This is a genomic window from Streptomyces actuosus, from assembly GCF_016921115.1.
In the GTDB taxonomy this organism is placed as follows: domain Bacteria; phylum Actinomycetota; class Actinomycetes; order Streptomycetales; family Streptomycetaceae; genus Streptomyces; species Streptomyces actuosus_A.
Genome location: NZ_JAFFZS010000010.1, coordinates 120,477 through 143,606 on the forward strand (window position 1 = coordinate 120,477; position 23,130 = coordinate 143,606).

Annotated in this window: 19 protein-coding genes and 1 pseudogene; 16 read left to right on the forward strand and 4 right to left on the reverse strand. The window is 74.0% G+C overall.

Translation table 11 applies throughout. The features are described 5' to 3' along the window. Positions 1–5 precede the first annotated feature (5 nt). Positions 6–242 (forward strand): annotated as a pseudogene (locus JS756_RS15460) (ATP-binding protein); the annotation flags it as partial. 24 nt (positions 243–266) lie between these two features. Here the strand turns inward: JS756_RS15460 and JS756_RS15465 are convergent. Continuing rightward, on the reverse strand, positions 267–872 hold the full coding sequence (locus tag JS756_RS15465; RefSeq protein WP_205383685.1) for a pyridoxamine 5'-phosphate oxidase family protein: 606 nt from the start codon (positions 870–872) through the stop codon (positions 267–269). A gap of 166 nt (positions 873–1,038) precedes the next feature. Between JS756_RS15465 and argH the strand changes: the two genes are divergently transcribed. From argH to JS756_RS15485, 4 genes are all read left to right on the forward strand, one after another. Continuing rightward, entirely contained in the window at positions 1,039–2,466 is a 1,428-nt protein-coding gene (argH, locus tag JS756_RS15470; protein ID WP_205383686.1) for an argininosuccinate lyase, read from the forward strand. Between the two features lie 319 nt (positions 2,467–2,785). Continuing rightward, positions 2,786–3,757, forward strand: a complete 972-nt coding sequence (locus JS756_RS15475) for an aldo/keto reductase (protein WP_205383687.1) — start codon at positions 2,786–2,788, stop codon at positions 3,755–3,757. 295 nt (positions 3,758–4,052) lie between these two features. Next, on the forward strand, positions 4,053–4,613 hold the full coding sequence (locus JS756_RS15480; RefSeq protein WP_240203803.1) for a TetR/AcrR family transcriptional regulator: 561 nt from the start codon (positions 4,053–4,055) through the stop codon (positions 4,611–4,613). 51 nt (positions 4,614–4,664) lie between these two features. Then, entirely contained in the window at positions 4,665–6,212 is a 1,548-nt protein-coding gene (locus tag JS756_RS15485) for an MFS transporter (protein ID WP_205383689.1), read from the forward strand. A gap of 276 nt (positions 6,213–6,488) precedes the next feature. On the opposite strand, the gene JS756_RS15490 is transcribed toward JS756_RS15485, so the two are convergent. Beyond that, positions 6,489–7,163 (reverse strand): lysophospholipid acyltransferase family protein, encoded by a 675-nt coding sequence (locus JS756_RS15490; RefSeq protein ID WP_205383690.1) that lies wholly within the window; start codon positions 7,161–7,163, stop codon positions 6,489–6,491. Positions 7,164–7,525: 362 nt separating this feature from the next. Between JS756_RS15490 and JS756_RS15495 the strand changes: the two genes are divergently transcribed. The 3 genes from JS756_RS15495 to JS756_RS15505 all read left to right on the forward strand — a co-directional run bounded on the left by JS756_RS15495 (position 7,526) and on the right by JS756_RS15505 (position 9,828). Next, a complete protein-coding gene (locus JS756_RS15495) occupies positions 7,526–8,710 on the forward strand; it encodes a glycerophosphodiester phosphodiesterase (protein WP_205383691.1) in 1,185 nt (394 codons plus the stop codon). Between the two features lie 68 nt (positions 8,711–8,778). Further along, complete coding sequence (locus JS756_RS15500; RefSeq protein WP_205383692.1) at positions 8,779–9,285, forward strand: RNA polymerase sigma factor; 507 nt, start codon at positions 8,779–8,781, stop codon at positions 9,283–9,285. Between the two features lie 45 nt (positions 9,286–9,330). Further along, the gene (locus JS756_RS15505; protein ID WP_205383693.1) at positions 9,331–9,828 is read left to right on the forward strand and encodes a GNAT family N-acetyltransferase; all 498 of its coding nucleotides are present in this window, start codon (positions 9,331–9,333) and stop codon (positions 9,826–9,828) included. On the opposite strand, the gene JS756_RS15510 is transcribed toward JS756_RS15505, so the two are convergent. Both JS756_RS15510 and JS756_RS15515 read right to left on the reverse strand, forming a co-directional pair. After that, on the reverse strand, positions 9,818–10,234 hold the full coding sequence (locus JS756_RS15510) for a hypothetical protein (RefSeq protein WP_205383694.1): 417 nt from the start codon (positions 10,232–10,234) through the stop codon (positions 9,818–9,820). The two genes, JS756_RS15505 and JS756_RS15510, sit on opposite strands and share 11 nt — an antisense overlap. 1 nt (position 10,235) lies before the next feature. Continuing rightward, positions 10,236–10,595: a hypothetical protein gene (locus JS756_RS15515; protein ID WP_205383695.1), complete on the reverse strand. Its 360-nt coding sequence runs from the start codon at positions 10,593–10,595 to the stop codon at positions 10,236–10,238. A gap of 650 nt (positions 10,596–11,245) precedes the next feature. Between JS756_RS15515 and JS756_RS15520 the strand changes: the two genes are divergently transcribed. The 8 genes from JS756_RS15520 (at position 11,246) to JS756_RS15555 (ending at position 23,051) form a co-directional block, all read left to right on the forward strand. Further along, the gene (locus tag JS756_RS15520; RefSeq protein ID WP_205383696.1) at positions 11,246–12,301 is read left to right on the forward strand and encodes a methionine ABC transporter ATP-binding protein; all 1,056 of its coding nucleotides are present in this window, start codon (positions 11,246–11,248) and stop codon (positions 12,299–12,301) included. 20 nt (positions 12,302–12,321) lie between these two features. After that, positions 12,322–13,032 (forward strand): methionine ABC transporter permease, encoded by a 711-nt coding sequence (locus JS756_RS15525; RefSeq protein ID WP_205383775.1) that lies wholly within the window; start codon positions 12,322–12,324, stop codon positions 13,030–13,032. Positions 13,033–13,096: 64 nt separating this feature from the next. After that, complete coding sequence (locus JS756_RS15530) at positions 13,097–13,924, forward strand: MetQ/NlpA family ABC transporter substrate-binding protein (protein ID WP_205383697.1); 828 nt, start codon at positions 13,097–13,099, stop codon at positions 13,922–13,924. A 148-nt stretch (positions 13,925–14,072) separates the two neighbouring features. After that, positions 14,073–14,708: a GNAT family N-acetyltransferase gene (locus JS756_RS15535; protein ID WP_205383698.1), complete on the forward strand. Its 636-nt coding sequence runs from the start codon at positions 14,073–14,075 to the stop codon at positions 14,706–14,708. Between the two features lie 128 nt (positions 14,709–14,836). Continuing rightward, positions 14,837–16,045, forward strand: coding sequence for a precorrin-6y C5,15-methyltransferase (decarboxylating) subunit CbiE (cbiE, locus tag JS756_RS15540; protein ID WP_205383699.1), 1,209 nt, complete (start codon positions 14,837–14,839; stop codon positions 16,043–16,045). A gap of 346 nt (positions 16,046–16,391) precedes the next feature. Then, positions 16,392–20,774 carry a nicotinate-nucleotide--dimethylbenzimidazole phosphoribosyltransferase gene (gene cobT / locus JS756_RS15545; RefSeq protein WP_205383700.1) on the forward strand — a complete coding sequence of 1,461 codons (4,383 nt, stop codon included), beginning with the start codon at positions 16,392–16,394 and terminating at the stop codon, positions 20,772–20,774. 161 nt (positions 20,775–20,935) lie between these two features. After that, complete coding sequence (gene cobA / locus JS756_RS15550) at positions 20,936–22,168, forward strand: uroporphyrinogen-III C-methyltransferase (protein WP_205383701.1); 1,233 nt, start codon at positions 20,936–20,938, stop codon at positions 22,166–22,168. A gap of 64 nt (positions 22,169–22,232) precedes the next feature. Further along, positions 22,233–23,051: a TrmH family RNA methyltransferase gene (locus JS756_RS15555; RefSeq protein ID WP_205383702.1), complete on the forward strand. Its 819-nt coding sequence runs from the start codon at positions 22,233–22,235 to the stop codon at positions 23,049–23,051. The last annotated feature ends 79 nt before the right edge of the window (positions 23,052–23,130 follow it).

Genomic DNA, 23,130 nt, shown 5'->3' on the forward strand with positions numbered 1-23,130 from the left:
GGGGGGGCGAGGCGGTGCTGACCGTCCACGACGACGGCCCGGGCGTCCCGTCCGACGTCCAGCCGGGCGTCTTCGAACGCTTCACCCGGGCCGAGCACCGCCGCCGCACGGACAGCACCGGCGGCGGGGCGGGCCTGGGCCTGGCGATCGTCGCGGCCGTGGTGGAGGCGCACGGCGGCAGCGTGGCGCTGGACAGCCGCCCCGGATCCACGACCTTCACGGTCCGGCTCGGCACGGGGTGACCGCCTCCCCCGGCCGTCCCGGGCTCACCGGGCGGACGGGGGCGAAGGGGGCGAGGGCGGCAGCGGTAGCGGCAGCCCGGGCAGCCCGTCGATGCTGGTCGCGATGTGCTCCTTCTTCTCGAAGTACGCGCCGAGCGAGTCGTCGTCCTCGCGTGCGAAGCGCCTGCCGTGCAGATCGCGGTCGCCGTCGTAGGTCATGAAGGGCACCGCGTAGCCGCAGGAGTCCCGCACGAGTTCGGCACGGACGACGACGACGGCGCGGAGCCCGTGGGCGCCCGGGTCGATGTCGGGGAAGTGCGCGAGCAGTCCCCAAAAGCGCCGGTCGTCGCGGAAGACGGGCTCCCCGCGACCGTGCACGCGGACGATGTTCGGCGGCCCCTGGAAGGCGCACCACATCAGTGTGATGCGGCCGTTCTCCCTCAGGTGGGCGACGGTCTCCGCGGTGGATCCGGCGAAGTCCAGGTAGGCGACGGTCCGTTCGTCGAGGATCGCGAAGGAGCCCCGCAGACCCTTGGGGGACAGGTTGACCGTCCCGTCGCCGGACAGCGGGGCGGTGGCTGTGAAGAAGACGGGCTGCGCCTCGATGAAGGAGCGGAGCCTGCCGTCGATGCGCTCATAGGTTTGTCCCATGGGTGACGATTATCGGCCCACCTCGTTCACCTGCCCGAGGAAGAGATCCGGGAAGCCGGTTCCGGCCTGTCCACCGGCAGGATTGACGAATCATGCATTGCTCCGCATAATCATGCAAGCAAGGTTCCCGCGTCACACCGACCCACCCTCCCGAGGAGCAACGCAAGTGAGCAGCAACAGCGGTGACGTCCGGCTGTGGGGCGGCCGTTTCGCCGACGGCCCCGCCGAGGCCCTGGCCAAGCTGTCCGCGTCCGTCCACTTCGACTGGCGGCTCGCGAAGTACGACATCGCCGGCTCCCGTGCCCACGCGCGCGTGCTGCACAAGGCGGGACTGCTCACGGAGGACGAACTGACCCGGATGCTCGACGGCCTCGACCGGCTGGAGGCGGACGTGGCCTCGGGTGACTTCGTGGGCACCGTCGCCGACGAGGACGTCCACACGGCCCTGGAGCGGGGCCTGCTCGAACGGCTCGGTCCCGACCTGGGCGGCAAGCTGCGCGCGGGCCGCTCCCGCAACGACCAGGTCGCGACCCTGTTCCGCATGTACCTGCGCGACCACGCCCGGATCGTCGGCGGTCTCGTCACCGATCTCCAGGAGGCCCTGGTGGGCCTGGCGGAGGCACACCCGGACGTCGCGATGCCCGGACGCACCCACCTCCAGCACGCCCAGCCGGTGCTCTTCGCCCACCACGTCCTCGCCCATGTGCAGGCCCTGTCCAGGGACGCCGAGCGGCTGCGGCAGTGGGACGCGCGGACCGCGGTCTCGCCCTACGGCTCCGGCGCGCTGGCGGGATCGTCCCTGGGCCTCGACCCGGAGGCGGTCGCGAGGGACCTCGGCTTCGAGCACGGCAGCGTCGGCAACTCCATCGACGGCACGGCCTCCCGCGACTTCGTCGCGGAGTTCGCCTTCGTCACGGCGATGATCGGCGTCGACGTCTCCCGCATCGCCGAGGAGATCATCATCTGGAACACGAAGGAGTTCTCCTTCGTGACGCTGCACGACGCGTTCTCCACCGGCTCGTCGATCATGCCGCAGAAGAAGAACCCGGACATCGCGGAGCTGGCGCGCGGCAAGAGCGGCCGGCTGATCGGCAACCTCACGGGCCTGATGGCCACGTTGAAGGCGCTGCCGCTCGCGTACAACCGGGACCTCCAGGAGGACAAGGAGCCGGTCTTCGACTCCATCGACCAGCTGGAGATCCTGCTTCCCGCCTTCACCGGCATGATGGCGACCCTGACCGTGCACCGCGAGCGCATGGAGGAGCTGGCGCCGGCCGGCTTCTCCCTCGCCACCGACATCGCCGAGTGGCTGGTGAAGCAGGGCGTGCCCTTCCGGGTGGCGCACGAGGTCGCCGGGGAGTGCGTGAAGGTCGCCGAGGCCGAGGGCAAGGAGCTCGACGACCTGACCGACGAGCAGTTCGCCGAGATCTCCGCCCACCTCACTCCGGAGGTCCGCTCGGTTCTCCACGTCCCCGGCGCCCTCGCCTCCCGCAACGGGCGCGGCGGCACGGCACCCGATGCCGTGGCCACGCAGCTGGCCGAGGTGAAGGCCGACCTGACGGTGCAGCGGGAGTGGGTCGGGGCGAAGAAGTAGCCCGCACCGGCTTCCCGCGGGGCCGCGACCCCGCCGCCGGGCGCCGGCCGTACACCTGCCGGCACGCCGGGGGCCGCCGCCCCTGCCGTGCCGCGCCGGTCGGGGACTCCACTCCCGGGCGGCTGACCGCCCCCTCCCGCCGGAGGTCCGGCTCGCCGCCGGGGTGCGCCGGTCCCGCCGACCGGCCGTGCCCACGCCGGCGCCGGGGAGCGGCCCGAGGGGCGCGGTCCGGTGAGGGCACCGCGGGCGACGCGTGCCCAGGTGGCGGCGGAGTGCCCGTTCGCGGTTACGTTGGTCACCCGACCGAACGGAGCCGTCGATGCCCTTCGCACGTCTCGCCGCTGCCACGACGCCGACCTGCCACATCGGGCTCGGTCTCGCCGCCGTCGGCCGCCCCGGCTACATCAACCTCGGCCGGGACCACGACCTGCCCCCCGACCGCAGCGTCGAGGCCCTGCGCGAGCGCACCCACGAACTCCTCGACGCCGCCTACGCCCAAGGCGTCAGGTACATCGACGCGGCCCGCTCCTACGGCCGCTCCGAGGAGTTCCTCGCCGACTGGCTCGCCGCGCGTCCCGCCCTCGACGACGTCGTCGTCGGCAGCAAGTGGGGCTACACCTACACCGCGGGCTGGTCCACCGACGCCGAGCACCACGAGGTCAAGGACCACGGCCTCGCCACCTACGAGCGGCAGCGCGCCGAGACCGACACCCTCCTCGGTGACCGGCTCGATCTCTACCAGATCCACTCCGTCACCCCGGACAGTCCCGCCCTCACCGACAGCAAACTGCACGCCCGGCTGGCCGAGGCGGCCGCCGAGGGCGTCACCGTCGGCTTCTCCACCAGCGGCCCCGTGCAGGCCGACGCCATCCGCGCCGCGCTCGCCGTCACGGTCGACGGAGAGCCCCTCTTCCGCACCGTCCAGTCCACGTACAACGCCCTGGAGACATCGGCCGGGGCCGCCCTCGCCGAGGCGCACGACGCCGGCCTCACCGTGATCGTCAAGGAGGGCATGGCCAACGGGCGGCTCGCCGGGCCGCACGCGCCGGAGCCGTTGCAGGCCGTCGCCCGCGAGACGGGGCTCAGCTGCGACGCCGTCGCCCTCGCACTCGTGCTGCGCCGGCCCTGGGCCGGCGTCGTCCTCTCGGGTGCCGCGACCGTCGCCCAGCTGGCCTCCAACCTGCACGCCCCGGCCGTCGACCTGGACGAGGACCAGGTGGCCCGACTCGCCGCCCTCGTCGAGGAGCCGGGGGCCTACTGGGCGCGCCGCGGGCAGCTGCCCTGGCACTGAGCCCACGCCGGCCCGGCCGCACCGGCGGTGCGGAGGCGCGGGCACACCGACGGAACCGTGGCTCGATGCGGCCGGCCGCATGACCGCCTGCGCTCGATGCGGCCGGCCGTTCCCGCTCCCGTCCCCGAGGCGCCTGCACGCCGAGCGGGCCCGCCTCCGCGTCCGGGTGACGGGTCCGCCTCCAGACCGGCCGGCGAGGACGCGCCGGACCCCGGTCGGTGTCCCCCTGTCCCCAAGGTGAGACTCACATGCCTTGAGTGAGACAGGGATGTCTCACATGGGGTATGGTTGTGTCATGGCTGTCGACCCTGACCACGTACTGCGCAGCGCCGCCACCCTGCTGACCCGCAAGTCCACCGCGACCATGGACGAGGTCGCCAGAGCCGCCGGGATCAGCCGTGCCACGCTGCACCGGCACTTCGCCGGCCGCGACGCGCTCGTGCGGGCGCTGGAGGCGCTCGGCATCGCCGAGTGCGAGGCCGCCCTGGACGCCGCCCGGCTCGACGAAGGCCCGGTCGGCGACGCCGTACGCCGGCTCGTTGCCGAGATCGAGCCGCAGGCGGGCCTGCTCGCCTTCCTCTACACCGAGAACCAGTTGTTCGAGGGGGAGGAGCAGAACGCGGGCTGGGCCCGCATCGACGAGCGCATCGCGGATCTGTTCCGGCGTGGTCAGGAGACCGGGGAGTTCCGGATCGACCTCACCCCCGCGTGGCTGACCGAGGCGCTGTACGGCCTGTTGGCGTCCGCCGCCTGGGCGGTGGCCGAAGGCCGGGTCGCGCCCCGCGAGTTCACCTACATGATCGTCGAACTGCTGCTGGGCGGCGCGCGCCGCCCCACGGACACCCCCACCGCCTGAACCACTCCGCGCCGGTACCCGACCCGCGGACACACCCCGAAGAGAGGAACCATGACCAGCACCCTGCAGCCGGCACGCACGAGCGAGGCGGTGAAGCGCCCGGGCCGCTGGCTCGCGCTGTCCGTCCTCGTGCTCGCCGTGCTGCTGGTGGCCGTCGACGCGACCGTCCTCGGCCTGGCGACCCCCTACATCAGCGAGGACCTCCAGCCGTCCGGCACCCAGCTGCTGTGGATCGGCGACGTCTACTCGTTCGTCATCGCGGGCCTGCTCGTCTCCATGGGCAGCCTCGGCGACCGCATCGGCCGCAAGCGGATCCTGCTCGGCGGCGCCACGGCCTTCGGCGCGATCTCCGTGCTCAACGCCTACGCCACCACGCCCGAGACGATGATCATGGCCCGGGCGCTGCTCGGGGTCGCCGGCGCGACCCTCATGCCCGCCACCCTGGCCCTGATCCGCAACATCTTCCACGACCCGCGCGAGCGCAGTCTCGCCGTCGGCATCTGGGGCGCCACCGCCTCCGCGGGCACGGCCGTCGGCCCCGTCGCCGGCGGCTTCCTGCTGGAGCACTTCTGGTGGGGCTCGGTCTTCCTCATCAACCTGCCGGTGATGGTGGTGCTGGTCCTCGTCGGCATCAGGACGCTGCCCGAATCGCGGAACCCGAATCCCGGCCCGTGGGACGTGACCAGTGTGCTGCTGTCCCTCGTCGGGATGATCGGCCTCGTGTACGCGGTGAAGGAGGCCGCCGCGCACGGCTTCGCCTGGAGCACCCTCGCCGCCGGCCTGCTCGGCGCCGCCGCCCTGTACGGCTTCGTCCGCCGCCAGCTCACGCTGCCCGCGCCCCTGCTGGACATGCGCCTGTTCCGCAGTCGCGGATTCAGCGGGGCGGTCCTCGCCGACCTGCTCACCGTCTTCGGTCTGTCGGGCCTGGTCTTCTTCCTCTCCCAGTACCTGCAACTGGTCCAGGGCAGGCGCCCGTTCGAGGCGGGCCTCGCCGAACTGCCCGCGGCGATCGGCGCGGTGGCGGCCGGTCTCGTCGCCGGTCGTGCGGCCCGCCGCCTGTCGGTGCGCACCGTCGTCTCCGGTGGTCTGGCCGCGATCGGTCTGGCGCTCGCCGTGCTGACCACGCTGGACCGGTCGACCGGCTACCCGCTGCTCGGCGCCGCCCTGCTGGTCGTGGGCGTCGGCGCGGGGTTCTCCTTCACCGTCACCGCCGACGTGATCCTCTCCAGCGTGCCCAAGGAGCAGGCGGGCGCTGCCTCCGCGGTCTCGGAGACGGCCTACGAACTCGGCGCCGCCCTCGGCATCGCCGTACTCGGCTCCATCGTGACGGGTGCCTACCGCGCCTTCCCGGTGCCCGCCGGTGCCCCGGCCGCGGCCCACGAGTCACTGGGCGGTGCGGTGGAGGCGGCACAGGGCCTGTCCCCGCGAACCGCGGAGGCACTGCTGTCCTCGGCCCGGGAGGCCTTCGTCCACGGCCTCACCGTCGCCACGGGAGTCGGCGCGGCCGTCCTGCTGGCCACGGCTGCGGCAGCCTGGTTCATGCTCCGCGGCCAGTGGTTGGACGGCAGGCCCCAGGACGGCGGGCGTCGGCACGGCTGAGCCGCGCCGGGACCCGTCGCCCACCGGCAGTCGCCGGCGGCTCTGAGCCGCGGCCGCGCCGGGTCGCCCGGCCCGCGGGGAGCCGCCCCCGGACCCTGTGCCCACCACCGGCGCCGGGCTCCCGCCCGCTGCGCGTCCCCGCGCCCCGGCTCGCCGAGCCCCGGTTCCCGTACCGGACGTGCGCGAACCGGGGCCCGGACACACCGACGCCCCACGCCGGGCGGCGTGGGGCGTGCCCTCGGGACGGGGCGGCGGGGGCGACGGGAGCGGCGGGTCCTACGCCGCCTCCTTGGCCTTGCTCGCGTACATGTCCACGTACTCCTGCCCCGACAGCCGCATCACCTCGGTCATCACCGAGTCCGTCACGGCTCGCAGCACATAGCGGTCCCGGTCCATCCCCTCGTACCGCGAGAACTCCATCGCCGGGCCGAAACGGACCGTCACCTTGTGCGGCCGGGGCATCCCCGACCCGCCCGGCTGGATCTTGTCAGTGCCGATCATCGCGAACGGCACCACCGGTGCGCCGGTCATGAGTGTCAGCCGCGCGATGCCCGTGCGACCCCGGTACAGCCGTCCGTCGGGCGACCGGGTGCCCTCGGGGTAGATGCCGAAGACCCTGCCCTCCTCCAGCACCCGCCGGCCGGTCATCAGGGCGGCGACACCGCCGCGGCCGCCGTCCCGGTCGACCGGGATCATGCCGACACCGGTGAAGAACCAGGCCATGAGCCGGCCCTTGAGGCCCCTGCCGGTGACGTACTCGTCCTTGCCGATGAAGACGACCTGCCGGTCGCAGACGAGCGGAAGGATCATCGAGTCGATGAAGGTGAGGTGATTGCCGGCCAGGATCACCGGACCGTCGCCGGGGATGTGCTCCGCGCCCTCCACCTGTGGCCGGAACATCAGGCGCATGACCGGGCCGAGCACTGCCTTGATGATCGCGAAGCGGGACAACGGGCCCTCCGGTGTCAAGGGTTTGCGGTATGAGTCTGTGCAGGTGAGGACGATACTCGCGGCCCCCCTGGTGACGCACATCGGGTTCACCGAGTTCTTACGCACTGTTGATGCGGGTTTACCTGCGGTGCCGTGCCGTGGACGGCGCGTTGCACGGCGGATCCGGTGTGACGCACATCGCGTGCGAACCGCCGCCCGGCGGCCGCGTCGCACCGTGGAGCCGACGGGCCGTCAGGCCGCGGCGCGCAGGCGTCATCCGCCGTCATCCGCGCGTTCGAGCCGACGCCTCCCGTTCGTCATGTCCACGCCCCTACGATCGGCGCGCCAGAACACCCAGCCAGCAGGCCGGCAGGAGGACGCGCATGGCAACGGACGGAACGCGGGTACCGCAGGAGTCGGAGGACCGCGCGGGCGGGACCGCGCGACGGGCACTGCTCGGCGCGGCGGTGCTCGGTGCGGGCGGCGCCGTCCTCGGGCTGCCCGGCACCGCGAGCGCGGCCCGGGGCGCCGGGCACGGCGGCGGGCTCGGGAGCCTGCCCGTGCCGACGGTCATCGGGCACCGCGGAGCCAGCGGATACCGGCCCGAGCACACCTTCGGCTCCTACCAGCTGGCCCTCGACCTGGGAGCCGACATCGTCGAGGCCGGCGACCTGGTGCCCACCCGCGACGGTCACCTCGTGTGCCGCCACGAGCCGGAGATCGGCGGCACCACGGACGTCGCCTCCCACCCCGAGTTCGCCGACCGCAGGACGACCAAGGTCGTCGACGGGGTTCCCACCACCGGATGGTTCACCGAGGACTTCAGCCTCGCGGAACTGAAGCGGCTGCGGGCCGTCGAGCGCATCCGGGCCAACCGGCCGCACAACACCCTCTACGACGGACGCTGGGAGATCCCCACCTTCGAAGAGGTCCTGCGGTGGCAGGACGAGCAGAGCCGCCGGCGCGGCCGGCCGGTGTGGATCTACCCCGAGACCAAGCACCCGAGCTACTTCCGCAAGCTGGGCCTGCCCCTGGAGGAGCGGGTCGCCGCGCTGCTGCGCAGGCACCGCAAGGACCGCCGGACCTCGCCGGTCATCGTGCAGTCCTTCGAGCCGAGCAGCATCGAGCGGCTGAACAGGCTCGTCGACAACCCGCTGGTCGTGCTGCTGTCCTCGGCGAACAGCCGCCCCTGGGACTTCGTCGAGGCGGGTGACCCGCGCACGGTCGCCGACCTGATCACCCCCAGGGGCCTGCGGGAGATCGCCGGCTACGCCCAGGGCATCGGCCCCACCCTGGACCTCGTCATCCCCAGGGACGCCGACGGCCGTCTGACCCGGCCCACCACGCTCGTCGCCGACGCGCACAGGGTGGGGCTCGTCCTGCACCCCTGGACGATGCGCAACGAGAACCCCTTCCTGCCGGCCGACTTCCGCGCGGGCACGGACGCCGACGCCTACGGTGACGCTTTCGGCGCCTTCCGGACGTACTTCGCCACCGGCATCGACGGCGTCTTCACCGACAACCCCGACACCGCCGTGCTGGCCCGCGAGGACTGCGTCAAGGGCTGACCCACCCGATGGAGTGACCCCAGGCCGCCCGGGCAACCCGCCGCCCGCGCGGCCGCGTCGTGCCGCACATGAAGCACGACCTCCTCGCCGCCCTCCGCCCCCTCCTCGCCGCAGAGGCCCGGGCGGAGGCCCACGCCCTCGGCACCGATCCCGGCGACCTGGAACAGGAGGTCTGGCTCCGGCTGCTGGAGCGGCTCGCCTCCGGCGCCCCGCCGGCCGACCCGCCCGGCTGGCTCCGGCGCGCCGTCCGTTTCGAGGCCCGGCGCACCCGGCGCACGCGCCGCCTGGAACGGCCCTACGGCACCGAGCCCGCCGACATCGGCGACCGGGACCCGGAAGGCCTCGCCCTCGCCCTCGCCGCCCGCCGCGCCCTGCGCGAGGCCGTCCGCCGGCTGCCCGGCCGCTGCCCCGGTCTGCTGGAGGCGCTCCTGTCGCCGAGGGACCTCACCTACCGCGAGATCGCCGGGGAGTTGGGTATCTCACAGGGCTCTCTCGGGCCGGAACGTTCCAGATGCCTGGAATGTCTGCGCCGCCTGCTCGCGCCGGAGGTTGCGGCTCGCGAAGTGCGGGGATAGGAGTGGGGGACAACCGGTGATCAGGTGAGCGGGAGGCATGCGCACATGGGCATGAGCGTGACCATCTCGGTGGCGACCGAGCAGGACGCGGAGCAGATCTTCAGGCTCCAGTACCTGTGCTTCCAGAGCGAGGCGGCGCTGTACGGCAACTACCGCATCGACCCGCTCGTCCAGACCCTCGACTCCGTCCGGGCGGAGGTCGCCGCCGACTGCGTCTTCGTGGCCCGGCTCGGCGAAGAGGTCGTCGGCTCCGTCCGCGGACGCGTGAGCGAGGACGGCGCGGCCGCCATCGGCAACCTCTGCGTCCACCCCCGCCTCCAGGGCCACGGCATCGGCGCGCGCCTGCTGCGCGCGGCCGAGTCCGCCCTGGCCGAGGAGCGCGGCGCCACGAGGTTCCGCCTCCAGGCCGGCCACCGCAGCGAGGGCAACCTGCGCCTGTACCGGCGCGTGGGCTACGAGGCCGTCGGCACGATGGAGGGCTCCGACGGCGTACGGATGATCGTCCTGGAGAAGCCGGCGGGGGCGTACGCCGCTACGGCGTGACCGTGCGGTTCCGGCGCAGCCAGTACAGCGCCGACAGCGGCAGCAGCACGGGGATGAAGACGTAGCCCATGCCGTAGTCCGACCAGACCGTCGCGTCCGGGAACGCCGACGGCTCCACCAGGGTCCAGGTGCCGACGATGAGCACGCCCGCGAGTTCGGCGGCGCAGCACACCTGCGCCGCCCGCCGGGCCTTCTCGCCGCCGCGCACCAGTGTGTACGTGATGAACCCGTAGACCAGGCCGGCGACCGCCGACAGCGAGTACGCCAGCGGGGCACGGTCGAACTCGGTGGCGATCTGGTACACCGAGCGCGAGACCGCGCCGACGACCATCACGCCGTAGAACCAGACCAGCAGCATGCCGGGGCCGCTGATGAGCCGCTTCGGCTTCTCTTCCACGGTGGTCACCTCAGCCTCCCCAGATGTCGTAGAGCCGCACCTCGAGCACGGCCAGGACGATACCGCCGGCCGCCACCGTCACCGACCCCCACCGGGTGCGCTCGGCAAGCGACATGAACCCCGCCGCCGGGATGCAGGCGAACGCGCCCAGCAGATACGCCACGAAGATCGTCGTGCCCTGCTCCGGCTCCCCGCCCCGCGCCAGCAGCACGATCCCGGTCACCAGTTGGACGGTGGCCAGCAGCGTGACCACGGCCATTCCGATGAAGTGCCAGTCCTTCGTCGGCTGGTCGCGGTAGGCCGCCCAGCCGCACCACGCGGCGAGCAGCAGCGCGGCGACACCGGTCACCAGCGTCAGGGCATCAAGCATGCAGTGACCCTATTACGGCCCCGGCCGGCCCCCGTCGCCGCCCCGCGACGGGGGCCGGCCGGGGCCCGGGCCGGCCGTCGCCGGGCGCGCCACGGCAGGCCCGGCCGCCGTGGCTTCGGCCACAGCCGTCGCCGCCTGTCCCGTCCCGTGACAAGGCCGCCGGCCCGGCTGCCCGCCGGCCCCGCGCCCTTGTCCGCACTGGCCGGCGGGCGGCCACCGGACGGAAGGGGGAGGCCGGGCGGCTCCGCCCGGCACCTGTCCGCGGCCGTCCACGATGTGGACGGTCGCGGCGGGTCAGCACCGTACGTCTGCTTTACTGCTCGCATGACCACGACGAGCTGCCGCATCCCTGCGACCGAGGCGACCATGACGCCCGGTGCTCGTCGCATGTGTCGAATGTGCGCCTTCTAGAGGGCCCCTGCACCACCCCAGAGCCTCGCGCCCCGAAGCGAGCCACCCGGGCACGTCCGTAGGGTCCGACCGTACGTGAGTCCGCCCCCGCCCCCACCGCCTGAACGGCGCGGGGGGACACCGCGCACCTGTTCTCCCCCGGTTCCACGCCACCGCGAGAACCGTGCCGCGCTCATGACCGCATGCACTCCCGCACGGGCACACCCACGCCCGTGCACCCGACAGTGACGGAAACCCCAGTGATCACCACATCGGGCCTGACGAAGACCTACCGGGCCCACCGTTCCCACGGCCCCGAGGTCACCGCCCTGGACGGCGTCGACCTCCATGTCCGGGAAGGCGAGGTGTTCGGCGTCATCGGCCAGTCCGGCGCCGGCAAGTCCTCCCTCATCCGCTGCATCAACCTGCTGGAACGACCCACCGCCGGCACCGTGACGGTGGACGGCCAGGACCTCACCGCCCTGGTCGGCCGCGGCCGCCGTGCCTCCCGCGCCCTGCGCGAGGCGCGCAGCCGCATCGGCATGGTGTTCCAGCACTTCAACCTGCTCTCCTCGCGGACCGTGCGGGACAACGTCGAACTTCCCCTGGAGATCCTCGGCATGTCCGGCCGGGACCGCTCCCGCAAGGCACTGGACCTGCTCGACCTCGTCGGTCTCGCCGACAAGGCCGACGCCCACCCGGCCCAGCTCTCCGGTGGCCAGAAGCAGCGCGTCGGCATCGCCCGCGCCCTGGCCGGCGACCCCAAGGTACTGCTGTCCGACGAGGCCACCAGCGCCCTCGACCCGGAGACCACCCGCTCGATCCTCCAACTGCTGCGCGACCTGAACCGGCAGCTCGGCCTCACCGTGCTGCTCATCACCCACGAGATGGACGTCGTGAAGTCGATCTGCGACAGCGCCGCCCTGATGGAGAGGGGCCGCGTCGTGGAGTCCGGCACCGTCGGCGAACTGCTGGCCACCCCCGGCTCCGCTCTGGCCTCCGCCCTGTTCCCGGTCGGCGGCGAGGCCACCGGCACCGACCGCACCGTCGTCGACGTCACCTTCCGCGGCGAGAGCGCCACCCAGCCGGTCGTCTCCCGCCTGGCACGCACCTACAACATCGACATCTCCATCCTCGGCGCCGCCGTCGACACCGTCGGCGGCCGCCAGATCGGCCGCATGCGCATCGAACTGCCCGGCCGCTACGAGGACAACGTCGTACCCGTCGGCTTCCTGCGCGAGCAGGGACTCCAGGTCGACGTCGTCACCGAACAGGACCGGCAGCCCGTCCCGGTGGAGGAAGGTGCACACAAGTGAGCACGACCGACTGGTCCGAGATGCAGCCGCTGCTGACCCAGGCCTGCCGGGACACGTTCTACATGGTCGGCTGGTCCGCCCTCGTCGCCGTCGCCGGCGGACTGCCGCTCGGCATCCTCCTCGTGCTCACCGACCGGGGCGGACTCCTGAGCAACACCGTCGCCAACAAGGTCGTCGGCCAGCTCGTGAACGTCGCCCGCTCGATGCCGTTCATCATCCTGATGATCGCTCTGATGGGCTTCACCCGGTGGATCACCGGCACGACCATCGGCCGCGACGCCGCCATCGTGCCGCTCGCCATCGGAGCGATCCCGTTCTTCGCACGCCTCGTCGAGACGGCCGTCCGCGAAGTGGACGGCGGGCTCGTGGAGGCGGTCCAGGCGATGGGCGGCAACACCTGGACCGTGGTCCGCAAGGTCCTCGTCCCGGAGTCGCTGCCGTCCCTCGTCTCCAGCACGACCACCACGATCGTCGCCCTCATCGGCTACTCCGCCATGGCCGGCACCGTCGGCGCCGGCGGCCTCGGCGACATCGCCATCCGCTACGGCTACCAGCGCTTCGAGACCCAACTGATGTGGATCACAGTGGCGATCCTCGCCGTCGTCATCTCCCTCATCCAGTTCGCCGGCGACTGCACGGCCCGCGCCCTGTACCGGCGCGGCGGCCGATCCTCTCCCGCGCCCGCGCTCAGGTTCCTCAAGGCCGCCACGGCCGGCAGCAGGACGGCCTGACGCCCCCACGGACTCCCCGTTCCACCCAAGACGGGGTCGCACCACCCAAGGAAAGGCACTTTTCGTGCGTAACACCGCCAAGATCACCACCGCCGTCCTCGCCGCCGGAGCCCTCGCCCTCGGGCTCACCGCCTGCGCCTCGGACAAGGACTCCGCCTCCGGCGCGACCGGTCCGCTGGTCGTCGCCGCCAGCCCGGTCCCGCACGCCGAGATCCTGAACTACGTCAAGGACCACCTCGCCGAGAAGGCCGGCCTCGACCTGGAGGTCAAGGAGTTCACCGACTACGTCACGCCGAACACGGCGACGGAGGACGGCTCGGTGGACGCCAACTACTTCCAGAACCAGCCGTACCTCGACGACTTCAACGAGAAGAAGGGCACCCACATCGTGCCCGTCGTCACGGTGCACCTGGAGCCCCTCGGCCTGTACTCGCACGAGGTGAAGAAGGCCGACGAGCTGAAGAGCGGTGCGACCGTCGCCGTCCCCAACGACACCGTCAACGAGGCCCGCGCCCTGAAGCTGCTCGCCGCCGGCGGACTGATCACCCTCAGGGACGGCGTCGGCAACGACGCGACCCCCGCGGACATCACCGCCAACCCCAGGAACCTCACGTTCAAGGAACTGGAGGCGGCGCTCACCCCGCGCTCCCTGGACGACGTGGACGCGGCCGTCATCAACGGCAACTACGCCATCGAGGCCGACCTGAAGCCCGCCGACGACGCCCTCGTCCTGGAGTCGCCGAAGGACAGCCCCTACGGCAACTTCCTCGCCGTGAAGAAGGGCGACGAGAACGACCCGCGGGTCAAGAAGCTCGCCGAACTCCTCACCTCCCCCGAGGTGAAGAAGTTCATCGAGGACACGTACGCCGGCTCCGTCCTCGCCTCCTTCTGACCCGCCCGACCGCCCGCCCCACCCCACGGGGTCCGCTCGGCCCGCCCGAGCGGACCCCGTGATGCGGTCGAGTGCTTTCATGCTGCATGCTGGGCAGTTCAGCACGATCCGAAGTGTCCGAAGGCCTTTGAAGTTCACGGAGTGGCGCATGACGAGCACCTTCCCCAACATCTCCATCAGCACGGAGCGGTTGGTGTTGCGCCCCCTCGACGAGGACGACGTCCCCGCCTTGGCGGCGATGATGAACGACGAGCAGGTCGCGGCCTGGACCGACGTGCCCCAGCCGTTCACCGAGGACGGCGCCCGCACCTGGATCACCGGGTACGCGCCCGCCGAGCGGGAGGCCGGCCGCGGACTCGGCCTCGCCGTCACCGAGTTCCTCACCCAGCGCCTGGTCGGCGTCGTCCAACTCGGCCGGACCGACTGGCACGTGCGCTCCACCGAACTGTCGTACATCATCGCGCCGTGGGCCCGTGGCGAGGGCTACGCCTCCGAGGCCGCCCTCGCCACCGCGCAGTGGCTCCTGCGCGACCAGAGGTTCGAGCGGATCGAGGTGCGCACCGCCGCCGACAACGCCGCCTCCCAGCAGGTCGCCCAGAAGATCGGCTGCATCAGCGAGGGCGTGCTGCGCAACGCCTGCATAGCGCACGTGCGCGACGACGACGGCACCTGGAGCGACGTCCGCACCGACTTCATCGTGTGGAGCCTGCTGCCCGAGGACCTGGAGGGTGTCGACGCCGAACTCGCCGACACCGGTTTCACCTCCTACGGAGACTGGAACTGAACCCGCGGGGCGACACCCGTGCCGCGCCACCCGGCCACGCCGGGTAACCTCACGGGGCCCGCCCGCGGTGCGTGCCGCCCCCCGGCACGATCCGCAGACCTGCGCACACCCCCAGGAGACTGACGACGATGGCCGACCGGGTCACGGTGATCGGCTGGGACGGCTCGCCGCTGACCGCGACGGCCCGTGCCGCCCTGGGCGCCACCACGCTGGTGGCCGGTGCCCCCCACCACCTGGCGCTGCCCGAGGTGCCCGCCACCGCCGAACGCATCCGCCTGGGCAGCCTCGCCCTGGCCGCCCGCCGCATCGCCGCCCACCGCGGCACCGCGGTCGTCCTCGCCGACGGCGACCCCGGCTTCTTCGGCGTCGTACGCACCCTGCGCGCACCCGAGTTCGGGCTGGAGGTCGAGGTCGTCCCCGGCGTCTCCTCGGTCGCCGCGGCCTTCGCGCGCGCCGGCATGCCCTGGGACGACGCCCAAGTGGTCGTCGCACACCGCCGCACCCTGCGACGCGCCGTGAACGTATGCCGCGCCCACACCAAGGTCGCGGTGCTCACCGCCCCCGGCGCCGGCCCCGCCGAACTCGGCCTCCTGTTGGAGGGCGTCCACCGCACCTTCGTCATCTGCGAGGCCCTGGGCACCGAGCGCGAACAGGTCACCGTCGTCACCTCGGACAAGGCCGCCGACCACTCCTGGCGCGACCCCAACGTCGTCATCGTCGTCGGCCCGGCCGGGGCCGCCGAGGGCGACGCCTGGATCGCCGGCCGGGACCCGTCCGCCGGCCCCCGCGGCTGGGTCCTGCCCGCCCGCGCCTACGACGGCCCTCTCGGCGAGGGCGAGACCCCGTCCCTGCGCGCCGCGCAGCTCGCCCGCCTCGGGCCGCGCGTCGGCGATCTGGTGTGGGACATCGGCTGCGGCTCCGGGGCCTTCGCCACCGAGGCGGCCCGCGCCGGGGCCGGCGTCCTCGCCGTCGACCGGGACCCGGCGGCCTGCGCCCGCACCGACGCCGCCGCCCGCCGCCACGGCGTCCAGCTCCAGATCGTCCAGGGCACCGCCCCGCACGTCCTGGAGAACCTGCCCGAACCGGACGTCGTCCGCATCGGCGGCGGGGGAGCCCCCGTGGTCTCGGCGGTCGCCGACCGGCGCCCCCAGCGCATCGTCACGCACGCCGCCACCCGCGACGAGGCCGAGCTCGTCGGCCGCGACCTGACCGAACACGGGTACGACGTCGAGTGCTCCCTCCTGCAGTCCGTGGAACTCGACACCCGCCACTGGACGGAGACGGAGCGGAGCGTCGCCTTCCTGCTCAGCGGGGTGCTCCCGGACCGCGCCCCGTGATCCTCTCGTCGTACTGCGCGCGGTAGGCTGGCCGATCGTCGCACCACATCCGGTCGTCCGTCACTTCGTCGGTCAATGTCCGGAAAACGCGCTTGTTTTGGGGCGGGTGTGGTACGGCAGAACCCGAGGACGCGCAACGTGGCGCAGTCCACAGCGGGCTGTCGCGGATCACGCTGTCGCGACGGCGCAACGGCCGCGACAATGCCACTCGATGGCTTTGTCGTCTTTCCCGGGCGGGTCGTTCGTGCCGCCGGGCACGCACGCTCGTTCTTCACTGCGGGCGGTCGGCGCGCCGTTCCGCGTGAGCCGGGCGTAGAGGCACCAACCGATTTGGCGAGGGGTACGCATGACCGACACCGGCCAGGTCCCGGGCGAGGGGCTGCCGGAGAACGCAGGCACGGTGGAGCAGCCGGGCGCCGCCGCGCCCGACGCGTACCCCACCCACCTCTCCGAGACCACCGCCGAGGACGAAGAGCTGCTGCTGCCGGGATCCGGCGGAGCCTGGGGCAACGAGGTGGCGCCGCCCGCGCCCGAGCCGGTCGTCGAGACCGTGCACGAGCCCGGCCCCCACGAGCTGTCCGGCCGCGACAGCGGCTCGGTCGACCTCAGCGGTGTCCGCCTGCCGAACCCGACGCCGCCCACCGCCCCCACGGCGCCGATCCCGCCGATCACCCCCCGCCGGCCGCTGCACCTCGGCCCGCCGATCCCCGACGCCTCCGCAAGCCCGGTCCGCTCCCTCGCCGACCGCGGCCCCGCCGGCGTCCCCGCACGCCAGCCGGGACCGCCCGCCGGCCCCGAGTACCTCGACGTCGCGCCGGTGCGCCAGGCGGCGCCCCAGGGCGCCGTGCCCTGGGCCCCGGCCCCGGTCGCCGCGGAAGGGAACGCCGCCGAAACGGTCGATCCGCAGGCCGCCGTCCCCGCCGCGCACGCCGAGCCGGTCGGCGCGGCCCAGGCCGCCGTCGCCCGCCTCACCACGGAGGCGGCAGCGGCGGCAGGCCGGCCCGCAGCCCCCGCCGCACCGCCCCGGCCGTCTCCGGCCGACGCGGAGACCGGCGCGCCGGGAACCCCTGTGGCCGGCACGCCGGCGGCTCCGGAGGACGCGACTCCGCAGCAGCAGACGGTCGGTGGCCCTGACGGCGCAGGCGCGCGACAGCCGGGCGAGAGCGCACCGGCGGCGCACGCCGAGGTTCCCGCGCCGGTCACCGAGGCGACGCATCCGGCCGCCGAGGCCGCCGTTCCGGCCGCCGAGCCGGGCATGCCGCAGTCCCCGCAGGCCGGGGCGGGCGTGCCTCAGGAGGCCGGCCAGGAGACGCCGCCGGCGGACGGCCCGCTGCCGGACGCCGGGGACGCCCAGGCGGCCCCCGAGGCGCCCGCGACGCCCGCACCCGGCGCAGACGGGGCCGCCGCCCGGACGGCCGCGGCGGCGGACGACAGTGCCGTGGGTGTTCCGGAGACGGAGCAGCCGACCCGGTCGGCCGAGGCTCCCGCACCGGCCCCGGAGGCCGTCCCCGAGGCCGCTGTGCCGGTCCAGCCCGTCGTTCCCGAGGCGGAGGCCGTGTCCGGCACCGAGGCGGCGCCTGCCGCCGAGCCGGCGCCCGCACCCGAGGGTGCCTCCGGGGCCGGCGCCCCCGCTGCCGTCGAGCCGGACGCCGTGCTCGCCCCCGCCGTCGAGCCGGGCACGCCCGACGCCGCCGGAGCAGCGGCGCAGGCCGAGCCCGTGGCGGAGGCCGAGCCCCGGTCCGAGGGCGCCGCCGTGCCGGACGCCGTGGCCGTTCCCGAGGCCGGTCAGGCTCCCGAGGCAGCCCCGGCCACCGCGGCCGAGCCGGGCGACGCTTCCGTGGCGCCCTCCGAGCAGGCCACGGGGCCCGCCCCGGCGCAGCCCGCCGATCCCGTCGAGCCCGCAGCGTCGGACGAGCCGGTCGCGCCGGAGGACGGGTCCGTCCCCTCGACGACCACGCCGGCCGTGGCCCGGGGGGAGGTGCCCGCGCCCGAGGCACCGGCCGCCGAAGCGCCCGCGGCCGAGCCGCCCGCGCCCGAAGCGGCGGCAGCCGACGCGGCGCCCGAAGCGGTGGCGCCCGACGCCACGGCACCGGTGACCGTCGCCCCGCAGGAGTCCCCGGCCGGGGACCCGCCGCCGCAGGCACCCACGGCCCCCGAGGCGGACCCCGGCGCGGGTGAGCCCGCGGCGCAGCAGTTCCCGCCGATGCCCGTGCCGGGCCCGGATGCCGCTGCCGAAGCGGCGACGGCCGAGCCGGACCGGCCGACCGCGGTCCCCGTTCCCGAAGCGCTGCCGGTCCAGGCACCCGACGCCACCCCGGCCCCCGCACCCGACGCCGCCCAGCAGGCACCGGAGTCGGCCTCCGCCGACCGGGTGACCGAGCAGGCTCCGGCTCAGGCCCCCGTCTCCGCCGCGGTCGAGCCGCCCGCGGGCGTCCCCTCGCCGCAACTCGCGGAATCCGCACAGCCCCAGGACACAGAGCCCATGCACGACGCACAGCCCGGACCCGACCCGCACCTCCCGCAGGAGATCCCGACGGGGCCCGCGGCGGTGCAGCCCGGCGCCGCGGTGGCCTCCGCCGACGACCTGGCGGCGCGGATCGTGGAGGCCGCCCGGTCCGCGCAGTCCGCGGCCGGACAGCCCGCCGGCGGCGCGGTGCCGCCGGAGGGACACGACATGCCGGCCCGGAGCGGGCCGGAGCAGTCGATCGGTCAGTTCGTGCCGGTCGAGGGCAGCGTGCCGACCGCCCCGCACCTCGCCCCCACCCCGCCGCACCCCCTGGTCCTCCCGGCGGAGGGCCCGCAGGCGCCCGAGCCCGCCGCCGTCCCCGCGCCCCGCGAGGCCGACGCGGCCGGGCCCGGCCACGAGACGGACCCGGGCACCGACGTCGTGCAGCAGGCCGAGGACCTGCCGACCACGGCCGCCGACCAGGAGGACCGCGCCGACCGGGCAGCAGCCGACCGGCCCGCCGCCGCGGACGGCGCACCGGAATCCACTGGTCCGGCCGCTCCCGGATACGACGAGGCCGAGCGCGAGGCCGTCCTGAAGGTGATGCGCGAGCGCCGCGACATCCGCAACGGCTTCCGCGACGACCCGATCCCGCACGAGGTGCTCCTCCGCGTCCTGGAGGCAGCCCACCATGCCCCCTCGGTCGGCCACTCCCAGCCGTGGGACTTCGTCGTCATCCGGTCCGCCGAGACCCGTCGGGCCATGCACGAACTGGCGATGCGCCAGCGCGAGGCGTACGCCAAGTCGCTGCCGAAGGGCCGGGCGAAGCAGTTCAAGGAACTGAAGATCGAGGCGATCCTCGACACCCCGGTCAACATCGTCGTCACCGCCGACCCGACCCGCGGCGGCCGGCACACCCTCGGCCGCCACACGCAGCCGCAGATGGCCCCCTACTCGGCGGCCCTCGCGGTGGAGAACCTGTGGCTCGCCGCGCGGGCCGAAGGCCTGGGTGTCGGCTGGGTGAGCTTCTTCGACGAGCGCGAGATGGTCCGCGCCCTCGGTCTGCCCGAGCACCTGGAGGTCATCGCCTACCTGTGCGTCGGGTACGTCGACGAGTTCCCGGACGAGCCCGAGCTGATGCAGGCGGGATGGTCCAAGCGCCGCCCGCTGTCCTGGGTCGTGCACGAGGAGACGTACGGCCGCCGCGCCCTGCCCGGAGAGGAGCCCCACGACCTGCTTGCCGAGACCGTCGCGCAGATCCGCCCGCTGGACGCCAAGGCGCTCGGCGAGGCATGGGAGCGCCAGAAGCGCATGACCAAGCCGGCCGGGGCGCTCGGCATGCTGGAGATCATCTCCGCCCAGCTGTCCGGGCTGTCCCGCCAGTGCCCGCCGCCGATCCCGGAGCCCGCGGCCGTCGCGATCTTCGCGGGCGACCACGGCGTGCACGCCCAGGGCGTCACCCCCTGGCCGCAGGAGGTCACCGCCCAGATGGTGGCCAACTTCCTCGGCGGCGGAGCCGTCTGCAACGCCTTCGCCGGCCAGGTCGGCGCCGAGGTGTGCGTCGTCGACGTCGGCGTCGCCGCCGACCTTCCCGCCACCCCGGGCCTGCTGCCCCGCAAGATCCGCGGCGGCACCTCCGACATGACCACCGGCCCCGCGATGACCCGCGAGGAGGCCAAGAAGGCCGTCGAGGTGGGCATCGAGACCGCCCGCGACCTGGTGGCGGCCGGAAACAAGGCGCTGCTCACCGGCGAGATGGGGATCGCGAACACCACCGCGTCCGCGGCGCTGATCTCCGTCTTCACCGGTGCCGACCCGGCGGAGGTCACCGGCCGCGGCACGGGCATCAACGACGAGACGCTGGCCCGCAAGACCGAGGTCGTCCGCCGGGCCCTGGACCTGCACAAGCCGGACCCGGCCGACCCCCTCGGCACCCTGGCCGCGCTCGGCGGCTTCGAGCACGCCGCCATGGTCGGCCTGCTGCTCGGCGGCGCGTCCCTGCGCACCCCCGTCATCCTGGACGGCGTCAGCGCCGGCGCCGCCGCCCTGGTCGCCCGCGCGATCGCCCCGGAGGTGCTGGCGGCCTGCATCGCCGGCCACCGCAGTGCCGAGCCCGGCCACGTCGCGGCGCTGAACAAGCTCGGCCTGCGCCCCCTGGTCGACCTCGACCTCCGCCTCGGGGAGGGCACGGGCGCACTGCTGGCCCTCCCGTTGGTACAGAGCACGGCCCGGGCGATGCACGAGGTGGCGACGTTCGATTCGGCAGGTGTCACCGAGAAGTAGCGGGCGTCACCGAGAAGCAGAGGCGACAGCGGGGCGGTCCGGTGCCCAGCAGCCGGACCACCCGTGCCCCCGGCCCCGCTCACCGCTAAAATCCGCACGTCAGGGCCGCTCCGGAGCTGCAGCGCGCCCCCACCGCATCGCTGTACGAGGAGCCGCACCTCATGGCCGAACACCCCGCGTACCCCGTAGGCCTCCGCCTCACCGGCCGCAAAGTGGTCGTCCTCGGCGGCGGCCAGGTCGCCCAGCGCCGCCTTCCGGCCCTGATCGCGGCCGGTGCGGAGATCCTCCTCGTCTCGCCCGAGGCGACGCCCTCGGTGGAGGCGATGGCGGACACCGGCGAGATCACCTGGGTGCGGCGCCCGTACGCCGAGGGCGACCTGGCCGACGCCTGGTACGCCCTGATCGCCACCAGCGACACCGAGGCGAACCGCTCCGCCTCCGCAGAGGCGGAGCGGCACCGGGTCTGGTGCGTGCGCTCCGACGACGCCGACGCCGCCACCGCCTGGACTCCGGCGACGGGTCACAGCGAGGGTGTCACCGTCGCCGTGCTGACCACGGACGCCAAGGGCCGCGACCCCCGGCACACCGCCGCCGTCCGCGACGCGGTCGTGGAGGGCCTGCGCGACGGCACCCTCGTCGCCCCGCACCACCGCACCCGCACTCCCGGCGTGGCGCTCGTCGGCGGCGGACCCGGCGACCCGGACCTGATCACCGTCCGGGGGCGCCGCCTGCTCGCGGAGGCGGACGTCGTCATCGCCGACCGCCTGGGCCCGCGCGACCTGCTCGCGGAGCTGCCCCCGCACGTCGAGGTGATCGACGCCGCGAAGATCCCCTACGGGCGTTTCATGGCCCAGGAGGCCATCAACAACGCCCTGATCGAGCACGCCAAGCAGGGCAAGTCCGTCGTCCGGCTCAAGGGCGGCGACCCCTACGTCTTCGGCCGCGGCATGGAGGAGCTCCAGGCCCTCGCCGAGGCGGGCATCCCCTGCACGGTCGTCCCCGGCATCTCCAGCTCCATCTCCGTCCCCGGTGCGGCGGGCATCCCGGTCACGCACCGCGGCGTCGCCCACGAGTTCACCGTCGTCAGCGGCCACGTCGCCCCCGAGGACGAACGCTCCCTCGTCGACTGGCCGTCCCTGGCCAGGCTGACCGGTACGCTCGTGATCCTCATGGGCGTCGACAAGATAGGGCGGATCGCCGAGACGCTCGTCGCGCACGGCAAGTCCCCCGACACGCCGGTCGCGCTGGTGCAGGAGGGCACCACGGCCGCTCAGCGCCGGGTCGACGCGACGCTCGCCACGGTCGAGGAGACCGTGCGTGCCGAGGACGTCAAGCCGCCGGCGGTCATCGTCGTCGGCGAGGTCGTCGCCGTGGGCCCACGGCCCGCCGCGTGACCGACGACGGCCGGAGAAACCGTGCCGCGCCGCCGGCACCGCACCAGACGAGGCAGTGACACCCGTGGCCGAGCTCATCACCGTCGACGACGCGGACGACCCGCGCCTGCACGACTACACCGGTCTGACCGACGTCGAACTGCGCCGCAGGCGCGAGCCGGCCGAGGGCCTGTTCATCGCCGAGGGCGAGAAGGTCATCCGGCGGGCCATGGACGCCGGCTACGCCATGCGCTCGATGCTGCTGTCGGCCAAGTGGATCGACACCATGCGCGACGTCATCGACGAGCTCCCGGCACCGGTGTACACGGTCGCCCCGGACCTCGCCGAGCGGGTCACCGGCTACCACGTGCATCGCGGCGCGCTCGCCTCCATGCAGCGCCGCCCCCTCCCGGCCGCCGGCGACCTGCTGAAGTCCGCCCGCCGGGTGGCGATCATGGAATCGGTCAACGACCACACCAACATCGGTGCGATCTTCCGTTCGGCCGCAGCGCTCGGCATGGACGCCGTACTGCTCTCCCCGGACTGCGCCGACCCGCTCTACCGCCGCAGCGTCAAGGTGTCCATGGGCGCGGTCTTCTCCGTCCCCTACGCACGCCTCGACGGCTGGCCCGGGGGCCTGGAGCCGGTCCGCGCGGCCGGGTTCACGCTGCTCGCCCTCACCCCCGACGAGCGGGCCGCGACCCTCGACGAGGTGGCCCCCCACCGCATGGAGCGGGTCGCCCTGATGCTGGGCGCCGAGGGTGGCGGGCTGTCCCGGCGGGCCCTGGCCGCGGCGGACGACCGGGTCCGCATCCCGATGGCCCACGGCGTCGACTCGCTCAATGTGGGCGCAGCGGCAGCGGTCGCCTTCTATGCGGTGGCGACGGGGCGCCCCACGGCCTGACCCGGCCTCCGAGGCCCCGGATTCTCTGTCCCCCGGCCCTCGGGAGGCGACGTCGCGGGGTTCCGCCGCCCGGCGCCGG

Excerpts from the sequence above, each read along its gene's own strand:
- JS756_RS15465 (WP_205383685.1), bottom strand. The coding sequence starts at position 872 with ATGGGACAAACCTATGAGCGCATCGACGGCAGGCTCCGCTCCTTCATC.
- JS756_RS15475 (WP_205383687.1), top strand. The coding sequence starts at position 2,786 with ATGCCCTTCGCACGTCTCGCCGCTGCCACGACGCCGACCTGCCACATC.
- JS756_RS15480 (WP_240203803.1), top strand. The coding sequence starts at position 4,053 with ATGGCTGTCGACCCTGACCACGTACTGCGCAGCGCCGCCACCCTGCTG.
- JS756_RS15485 (WP_205383689.1), top strand. The coding sequence starts at position 4,665 with ATGACCAGCACCCTGCAGCCGGCACGCACGAGCGAGGCGGTGAAGCGC.
- JS756_RS15495 (WP_205383691.1), top strand. The coding sequence starts at position 7,526 with ATGGCAACGGACGGAACGCGGGTACCGCAGGAGTCGGAGGACCGCGCG.
- JS756_RS15500 (WP_205383692.1), top strand. The coding sequence starts at position 8,779 with ATGAAGCACGACCTCCTCGCCGCCCTCCGCCCCCTCCTCGCCGCAGAG.
- JS756_RS15505 (WP_205383693.1), top strand. The coding sequence starts at position 9,331 with ATGGGCATGAGCGTGACCATCTCGGTGGCGACCGAGCAGGACGCGGAG.
- JS756_RS15515 (WP_205383695.1), bottom strand. The coding sequence starts at position 10,595 with ATGCTTGATGCCCTGACGCTGGTGACCGGTGTCGCCGCGCTGCTGCTC.
- JS756_RS15525 (WP_205383775.1), top strand. The coding sequence starts at position 12,322 with ATGCAGCCGCTGCTGACCCAGGCCTGCCGGGACACGTTCTACATGGTC.
- JS756_RS15535 (WP_205383698.1), top strand. The coding sequence starts at position 14,073 with ATGACGAGCACCTTCCCCAACATCTCCATCAGCACGGAGCGGTTGGTG.
- cbiE (WP_205383699.1), top strand. The coding sequence starts at position 14,837 with ATGGCCGACCGGGTCACGGTGATCGGCTGGGACGGCTCGCCGCTGACC.
- cobT (WP_205383700.1), top strand. The coding sequence starts at position 16,392 with ATGACCGACACCGGCCAGGTCCCGGGCGAGGGGCTGCCGGAGAACGCA.
- cobA (WP_205383701.1), top strand. The coding sequence starts at position 20,936 with ATGGCCGAACACCCCGCGTACCCCGTAGGCCTCCGCCTCACCGGCCGC.